Consider the following 7,739-nt stretch of genomic DNA (forward strand, 5'->3'; position numbering starts at 1 on the left):
GGCGGGCCCCGACCCGGACCCCGCCCCACCGGTCTCCCCGCAGGAGGCCGGCCGGCGCGCGCTGGTCGAACAGACCGACCACGCCGAGTGGGTGGACCAGCAGCGCGAGCGTGAGCGCGGCCCGGCCCGCGGCGACAGCTGGGAGCCGGTCCCGGTCCCGCTGCCGACGTACGTGACCGCGCCCGTCGCCCCGCGCGCCACGGGACCGGTCAACCCGGACGGCTGGAGCGCCTCCCGCTCCAGCACGGCCGAACCCACCGAACCCCGCCTGCGCGCCCAGCCCCAGCCGGCCCCGGTGGAACCGTCGAAGCCCCAGCCCCCGCAGCCCCTCCGCGGCCGCGACCGCGGCCGCACCCCGCTCTTCGACCAGTACGAGAGCGACGAGCGCCCCCGCGCGGCGAACGAGTGACATGACCTGCACCGACCCCCGCGAGGCCCGCCCGGGAACGGATTTTGGAGCCTCCCGGAAGGGATGCTAATGTTTCACACGTCGCAAGGGCCTGTGGCGCAGTCTGGTAGCGCACCTCGTTCGCATCGAGGGGGTCTGGGGTTCAAATCCCCACAGGTCCACAGACGACAGTTCCCGGATAGCTACCGGGAATCGTCACGAGATCCCGTTCCGCCGAAAGGCGGGGCGGGATCTCGGCGTTTCCGGGGTGTGTTCGAGCCGGTGAACGATTGGGACGGGCCTGTGGTCCTCGCGGTCGTAGTGCGCGAGTCGCTTGGACGGGTCGGAGACGTCGATCCCGTGGGGCTTGGCTCGGCTGTTGAGCCCTTCGATGTTGATGGCGTCCCGTGGAGTGGTGTAGCAGGGATCTTGGAGTGACCCCTGGCCATGGGGCGGCCATCGCGCAACTCTCTGAGTGGAACGGCGAGTTCACCAGGGAGGTACGCGATGGCCTTATCCCGGTCTGACCTACTCCGCCTGACGGAGCCACTGCGTTCGGCGGACGGAATCGAGTTGATCAGGACCCTGGCCCAGCGGATCCCGCAGGAGTTGATCGAGGCCGAGGCAACCGCCCGGATCGGGGCCGAACCGGGCGAGCACACCGAGGCCCGCACCACCTGGCGCAACGGCCACCGAGACAAGACCTTGACCACACAGGCCGGCGACCTGGAGCTGGCCATCCCCAAGGTCCGCACCGGGATCACCGAGGACGGCGGCCGCGAGGTGCTCGGGCTGATGGCCGGCGACAGCGAGACCGAGGTTTTCTGGGCCGCGTTCCTGCGCTCCCTGCGCGAGCGCGGCCTGTCCGGGGTCCCGCCTGGTCATCGGCTGCGATGCCGCTGGAGGCCAAGGGCGACCTGACCGCCTTCGCCGGCTTCCCGGAACGACATGGGAAGAAGATCCAATCCACGAACCCGCTGGAGCGGATCACCCGCGAGATCAAGCGTCGGACGGACGTCGTCCAGGTCTTTGCGGCGCACCCGCTCACCCAGGACGGGCGGATGAGGGCGGAGATCGGTGATCGGGCTTGGCCAAGGGGAGGCGGGATGCGGGGGCGCACGATCGGGCTGGGAGCTGCCTGTGGCATGGCGGTGCTGGAGGTGACCTGTCTGAGCGATCACCGCCGATTCACCGCGCCGCATCCCGGCCCGGTGTACGCGTTGTGGTTGCAGCGCGTCGGGGGGTTCCTGCACCGGGTCGAGGGGCGGGAATGCTATGTCGACCGGATGGGCGGGGTGATGTTGCGCGAGGGCCAGGACCGGCAGGTGGCCCATCCGACGGGCGATATGGACCTGGGGACCGAGCTGCGGCTGCCGGAGGAACTGGCGATGCGTTTGCCGGTAGGCCATTTCATGATGACGAGGGAGTTCGACCGGGCGCATCGGAATGTCCTGGTGGCCTGTCGCCGCGGTATCGACGACTTCGAACTGGCCGACCGGCTGTATGCCTTGCTCAGGCTCGTCCCAGGCGTGCCCGGCAACCTGCGTGGTGGGGCCGCCGATAGACAGCGTCGACATGCCGTCTCTCATGCGGCCCAGGCTCTGGCCGCCGATGGCCTTGCCCTCGGACTCGATGCCCTGGCTGAACGGGTGGGTTATTCCCCCCATCACCTCAGCCGTGTCTTCCGATCCGTCACCGGCATGACTCTCACCGCCTACCGCAACGAGCTGCGCGTCCGCGCTGTCCTTGAGGACCTGCACGCCGGCGAGACGTCCCTGCTCGTCCTCGCGGCCCGCTACGGCTTCGCCGACCAGGCCCATCTCACCCGAGTGATGCGCCGCCACCGTGATGCCACCCCTTCTGAGATGCGCCGCTTGTCCCGCCCCTGAACACGCCTCGGTCCAGGCACCCGCGCTCGCCACTCATCAACATCGCACGCCCTGGCGGGCCAGAGGATCGCTGAGCTCGGCGATACCGCGGGGTGCGGCTGCCACGTCCCACGCCCGCGTCACCCTCCTGGCTGGAACGCAACTGCGCACAACCTCAGCCTGGCCGGGAGTATTGCGAAGCCAGCAGGTACGCAAGCGAATCAAGCCCATCGCCACCTGAACCATGGTTCAGGTGGCGGGGCGTGGTGCATGCTGTCAGGCGGTGATCCAGGGGCTGCTGGTGGAGCCGCGCTCGATGCCGCGGAAGCGGGTGATCACCCAGCCGGTCTCGGTCCGGTAGGTGCCGCAACCGGGGTCGGCGCCGTTGGAGTCGCTGACGACGTCGTGGGCGATCTCGCCGCTTCGGTTGTTCTTCAGGTAGAACTCGGCGTAGACGCCTATGCCGTTCTTGGCTGTGTCGCACACCTCGATCTTGGTGTGGCTGGTCGTCACCCGGACGCAGCCCACGGTGCTGCCGGCGGAAGCCCAGCAGACCCAGTTGGTGTCGTGAGCGGCCGCGGGCGAGCCGCCCGCCAGGACGGCGCTGGCGCCGGCGGCCAGCGCCAGGCCGGTCAGGGCGGTCTTGCGGGGCCAAGGGATAGATCGCATGTTTGTCTCCTTCGACAACGGGTTGACGCTGGATAGGCAGGTAACTCCTACTCGGGACCACGCCCCGCTGGATGAGCCCTCGACCCGAGGGCCGCCGCGGGATGGCGCGGAAGGCACGAATACCTGCGGGGCCGCCAGGCCTGGCCGGAAGCTTCCGGCTTTCTTCCAAGCGCTGCCCGCAGAGGCGTGTACGGCAATCCGCTGGTAGCGGAAGTGGACCGTCCGCGGATGGTGGTGCGTGACGTTCGTTGTACCGCTGAACAGACACGTTCACCCTTTCGCCGATGCCAAGACCCGCAACCGGGGGCGGCCCAACCATGGTCGAACCCAAGGCATCGGTTCGCCTTGGACATTCATGCGAAGTTTCGGCTCTCTTGAGATCGCTGCTGCACCACTCGGTGGGACACCATCTCGATCCGGGATGGCCGGGTTGACGGCTTCGCCGGCGTGCCACCGGAGCAGATGACGCGCGCCCAGATGCAGGAACTCGCCGCTCGTTACAACGGCGGCCCCTTCTACGAGAGCGAAGCCGCACAGGCATATGGTCGGGGCTTCGACCGGAGGCTGGATCAGGCGAAGGAAGCGCTGGGGTGAACAGGGGTACACGTGCGACGACCGACGTGCTTGGGAGCAGTCCGCGGCGGTCACCGAGCCGGGTCGGCGCGGTTGTGTGCGCCGTCGTTCTCGTCCTTGGGTACGTGGTGACGGGCTATGTCCTGCTCATCGCCTACATGGTCGAGCCGGACGGCCCCTGGGACAGCCAGGCCGCCGACGAGGCCGGGGTCGCGGCCGGCATCGGGCTGGCCTTCTCCGGCGTGACGGCGCTGCTCTCGTGGGTGTTCGTGAAGGCCGCGTGGCTGCGCAGGTGGTGGTACGTCGTCCCTGCCGGACTGGCCTTCGTCGCTCTGCTTCGTCTGACGGTCCTGGCGCCTGAACTCTGACACCACGTGGTGGCGCCCTCGCCCACCGACTGGGTTTCAGTCGCAGGCCCACCGGCCCTATCGGTCCGCCGGGACCGGCGCGGTCCGCCGCCTGGCAGGATTGGTCTGGGCCCTGAGTGGGTGTCAAGTTCGGGTGGGGGATCGTGGGACTTCGGGTGGGTGGTGACCGGGTGGGCGGGGTCGGGGACTCGGCGACGAGCCAGGCATGGGCGGCGCTCGGGGGGCCCGGTGAGTTGGTGTCGCGGGTGGCGTACCGCGGGGTGAACGGGCTCGCGCAGGGGCGGCTGCCCGTACGGGAGTTGGCGCGGGCCTGCGTCGGCGTGTGCTCGCTCGCCGCCGCGGAGGCGGCCGCGGCGGCCGGTGGTGGTGAGGTGGCGTCCCTGGTCGTCGACGAGGGGGCGGTGGCCGCGGCCTTCGTGAGTGAGCGGCACCTGCGGGTGCGGGGCCGGGCCCCGGTCTCCTTCGCGCCGCTGTCGGGCTTCTGGCGGGCCCGGGACGGCTGGGTGCGCACGCACGCCAATTACGACCACCACCGGGAGGCGTTGGTCCGGGCGCTCGGACCGGCTGTCCGGACGCCGCAGGGGCTGGAGCGGGCCGTGGCGGGGCGGTCCGCGGTGGACGTGCAGGAGGCCGCGTACGCGGCGGGCGGGCTCGCGGTCGCCGTGGCACCGGCGTACGGGGATCCGCAGCCGCTGGTCGAGACGCGGGTGCGGGAGCCGGGACCGCGGCCGGTGCCGGTGGCCGGGGCCCGGGTGCTGGACCTCACCCGGGTGATCGCGGGTCCGGTGGCCACGCGCACGCTCGGACTGCTGGGCGCGGACGTGCTGCGCATCGACCCGCCGCGGCTGCCGGAGTCGGACGACGCGTACGCCGACACGGGATTCGGCAAGCGCTCGGCGCGGCTGGACCTGGCCGAGCCGGGGGACCGGGCGGTGTTCGAGGAACTGCTGGCCGGGGCCGACGTGGTGGTCTCGGGCTACCGGCCGGGCGCGCTGGAGCGCCACGGGCTCGGGGCCGAGGAGCTGATGTCGCGCCGGCCGGGACTGGTGGTGGCGGAGCTGTGCGCCTGGGGCTGGCACGGCCCGTGGACCGGCCGGCGGGGGTTCGACTCGCTGGTGCAGGCCGGGTACGGGATCGCGGCGGCGGAGGCGGGCGCGGACGGGCGGCCGGGGGTGCTGCCGGCCCAGGCGCTGGACCACGGGACCGGCTACCTGATCGCGGCCGGCGTCCTGCGGGCCCTGGCGGCCGGGGGCGGCCGCGCCCTGAGGTTCTCCCTGGCGGGGACGGCTTCGTGGCTGGTCCGCGACATCGTCCCGGACGGGAGCGCGGGGAGCGGCGCCGCGGACGGGGAGGCGTACGACCCCGCGCCGTGGCTGCGGACGACGGACTCCGGCTACGGCCCGCTGCGCCACGCGGCCCCGCCACTGGCCTTCGGCCCCGGAGACTGGCCCCGCGGCCCGTCCCGCTGGGGCACGGACCCGGCCGCTTGGCTGCCGCGCGCGTAGTGCTGAAGTGGCTCGGGCTGAGGCGGACCGCTGGTGGCAGGTGTACTCGTAGCCCAGCACGACGCGCCCCGCCCGGCCGCGGGCCCTCAGCAGCTCGGCGATCTCGGCCAACAGGGAACGCCCCAGAGGGTACGGGTGCTGTCGGAACTCGGGTTCTGGCTCCTTCCGTGGTCAGCGACAGTGCGCCGCCGATGCCTCGAACGAGAGCGGCCTTGCCCAGCCGGAGCCGGAGCCGGAGTCGGCGCTGAAGCGTCGGAGGTCGTCACGGCTCCAGGTGCGCCCGATCGGGGCAGGCGGGCTCATCGGCCCGGTGTGCCTGCGGCTTTCCATCCGGCTTCCGATTACGTTCGCGAGGCCGGAAGGAAGAGGAGGCTGTGATGACTGATCATCCGAATGTTGCTCTGTTTCATCAGGTCTTTGCCGCCTTCACAGCAGGCGACATGAACGCGCTGGCGGAGCTGTTCCACCCCGATGTGGTGTGGCATGCCCCTGGCCAAAGCCCGCTGGCCGGGGAGTTTCGCGGTCGTGAGGCCGCGTTCGCTGCGTTCCAAAAGGAATTCCAGCTCTCAGGGGGCACGTACCGCCCACAACTCCACGATGTGCTCGCCAACGACCGGCACACGGTCGCCCTGCTCCACGCCACGGCCTCGCGTGATGGCAAGGAGCTCGACATGGATTACGTGATTGTCTTCCACATCCGAGACGGAAGGATCACCGAAGGCTGGGAGCTTTGGTCCGACCAACGGGCATACGACAAGTTCTGGTCGTAGTGACAGACCCCCGCCCCTACGGGAGCAGCGGCTTGGTCATGCAGCGGCTGGAGTCGTAGTCGCGGTAGAGGCCGAACTTGCGGTCGGTCAGCGTGTAGCCCGACGACAGGTACAGGGCTATCGCCTCCGGCTGCTGGTCGCCCGTCTCCAGGGCCATGCGGGTCCGGCCGGCCGCCCGGGCGTCCTCCTCCAGGACGGCCAGGATGCGGCGGGCCAGGCCCAGGCCGCGGGCCTCGGGGACGACGTACATCCGCTTGAGCTCCGCGTCCCCGTCCGCGTACCCCTCGTCGTTGGCCTCGTGGCTGCGCCAGCCGCCGCTGGCCACCGGCGCGCCCGTGGCGTCGTACGCCAGCAGGTACAGGCCGCGCGGCGGGGTGAACATGGCCGGGTCCAGCGGGGTCATGTCGCCCTCGCTCTGGTACCGCTGCGCGTATTCGAGCTGGACCTGGTCGTTGAGTTTGACCGCGTCCGGGTGGTCGTACGACACGGTGCGCAGCTGGATCCCATGAGGCTCGTTCGGCATTCGAACATCGTACGACCGCGCCGCCCGGCGCCGACCCTTGATCGACTGTCCGGAATGTGGCGCGCGGGGAGGGCGGGGCGGGGAGCCGAGTACGCTCTCCACGTTTGTCCGGGACATTTGTCCGAGTCTGGGAGTCTGCCTTGATCACCGTGACCTCCGTCAACGTGAACGGGATCCGCGCCGCCGCCAAGAAGGGCTTCGTGCCGTGGCTGGCGGGCACGGCTGCCGATGTGGTGTGCCTGCAGGAGGTCCGCGCGGAGGAGGGGCAGATCCCGGCGGAGGTGCGGGAGCCCGAGGGGTGGCACACCGTCTTCGCGCCGGCTGCCGCCAAGGGGCGGGCCGGCGTCGCGCTGTACACGCGGCGGGAGCCGGACGCGGTGCGGGTCGGGTTCGGCAGCGCCGAGTTCGACGCATCCGGGCGGTACGTGGAGGCGGACCTGCCGGGGGTGACCGTCGCCAGCCTCTACCTGCCCTCGGGCGAGGCGGGGACCCCGAAGCAGGACGAGAAGTACCGGTTCATGGCCGAGTTCCGGCCGTACCTCCAGGAGCTGCGGGCGAAGGCCGCCGCCGACGGGCGCGAGGTGCTGGTCTGCGGCGACTGGAACATCTGCCACCAGGAGGCGGACCTCAAGAACTGGCGCACCAACCGCAAGAGCGCCGGCTTCCTGCCCGACGAGCGCGAGTGGCTCGGAAAGGTCTACGACGAGGCCGGGTACGTGGACGTGATGCGCGCCCTGCACCCGGAACAGGAGGGCCCGTACTCCTGGTGGTCCTACCGCGGCCGGGCCTTCGACAACGACGCCGGCTGGCGCATCGACCTCCACGTGGCCTCGCCCGGGCTCGCGGCCAAGGCCGTGAAGGGGTTCGTCGAGCGGGCCGGGACGCACCCCGAGCGCTGGTCCGACCACGCGCCCGTCACCGTGGTCTACGAGCTCGGCTGATCGGCCGTGGTCTACGAGCTGGGCTGATCGCCCGGGGCGCCGCCGCCGGGCTGATCCGCAGCAGCGGCGCCGCCGGCCTGATCGGCCGGGGCGGCGGCGGGCCGGTCCGTCGGGCCGCCGCCGGGCCGGCGGCG

Annotated in this window: 8 protein-coding genes, 1 tRNA gene and 2 pseudogenes; 9 read left to right on the top strand and 2 right to left on the bottom strand. The window is 71.3% G+C overall.

Features of this window, described 5'->3' with window-relative positions:
* The 4 genes and pseudogenes from GPJ59_RS30690 to GPJ59_RS38965 all read left to right on the top strand — a co-directional run.
* Nucleotides 1-409 (top strand): annotated as a pseudogene (locus GPJ59_RS30690) (hypothetical protein); the annotation flags it as partial.
* 87 nt (nt 410-496) lie between these two features.
* A tRNA-Ala gene (locus GPJ59_RS30695) sits at nt 497-570 on the top strand.
* Between the two features lie 325 nt (nt 571-895).
* A pseudogene (locus GPJ59_RS30700) lies at nt 896-1,419 on the top strand (transposase); the annotation flags it as partial.
* Between the two features lie 114 nt (nt 1,420-1,533).
* The gene (locus tag GPJ59_RS38965) at nt 1,534-2,277 is read left to right on the top strand and encodes a helix-turn-helix domain-containing protein (protein WP_374200955.1); all 744 of its coding nucleotides are present in this window, start codon (nt 1,534-1,536) and stop codon (nt 2,275-2,277) included.
* Between the two features lie 255 nt (nt 2,278-2,532).
* On the opposite strand, the gene GPJ59_RS30710 is transcribed toward GPJ59_RS38965, so the two are convergent.
* On the bottom strand, nt 2,533-2,925 hold the full coding sequence (locus GPJ59_RS30710) for a hypothetical protein (protein WP_219671186.1): 393 nt from the start codon (nt 2,923-2,925) through the stop codon (nt 2,533-2,535).
* Between the two features lie 462 nt (nt 2,926-3,387).
* Here GPJ59_RS30710 and GPJ59_RS37990 point away from each other — a divergent pair, with 462 nt between their 5' ends.
* The 4 genes from GPJ59_RS37990 to GPJ59_RS30725 all read left to right on the top strand — a co-directional run bounded on the left by GPJ59_RS37990 (nt 3,388) and on the right by GPJ59_RS30725 (nt 6,141).
* Complete coding sequence (locus GPJ59_RS37990; RefSeq protein WP_258025168.1) at nt 3,388-3,519, top strand: hypothetical protein; 132 nt, start codon at nt 3,388-3,390, stop codon at nt 3,517-3,519.
* A gap of 104 nt (nt 3,520-3,623) precedes the next feature.
* On the top strand, nt 3,624-3,866 hold the full coding sequence (locus GPJ59_RS30715) for a hypothetical protein (protein WP_219671187.1): 243 nt from the start codon (nt 3,624-3,626) through the stop codon (nt 3,864-3,866).
* 140 nt (nt 3,867-4,006) lie between these two features.
* Nucleotides 4,007-5,371, top strand: a complete 1,365-nt coding sequence (locus GPJ59_RS30720; protein WP_374200956.1) for a CoA transferase — start codon at nt 4,007-4,009, stop codon at nt 5,369-5,371.
* 377 nt (nt 5,372-5,748) lie between these two features.
* A complete protein-coding gene (locus GPJ59_RS30725; protein ID WP_219671188.1) occupies nt 5,749-6,141 on the top strand; it encodes a nuclear transport factor 2 family protein in 393 nt (130 codons plus the stop codon).
* Nucleotides 6,142-6,157: 16 nt separating this feature from the next.
* On the opposite strand, the gene GPJ59_RS30730 is transcribed toward GPJ59_RS30725, so the two are convergent.
* Entirely contained in the window at nt 6,158-6,664 is a 507-nt protein-coding gene (locus GPJ59_RS30730) for a GNAT family N-acetyltransferase (protein ID WP_219671189.1), read from the bottom strand.
* 140 nt (nt 6,665-6,804) lie between these two features.
* On the opposite strand from GPJ59_RS30730, the gene GPJ59_RS30735 reads away from it, so the two are divergent.
* Nucleotides 6,805-7,605, top strand: a complete 801-nt coding sequence (locus GPJ59_RS30735) for an exodeoxyribonuclease III (RefSeq protein WP_219671190.1) — start codon at nt 6,805-6,807, stop codon at nt 7,603-7,605.
* Nucleotides 7,606-7,739: the final 134 nt, after the last annotated feature.

This window comes from Streptomyces bambusae, from assembly GCF_019400985.1.
In the GTDB taxonomy this organism is placed as follows: Bacteria; Actinomycetota; Actinomycetes; order Streptomycetales; family Streptomycetaceae; genus Streptomyces; species Streptomyces bambusae_A.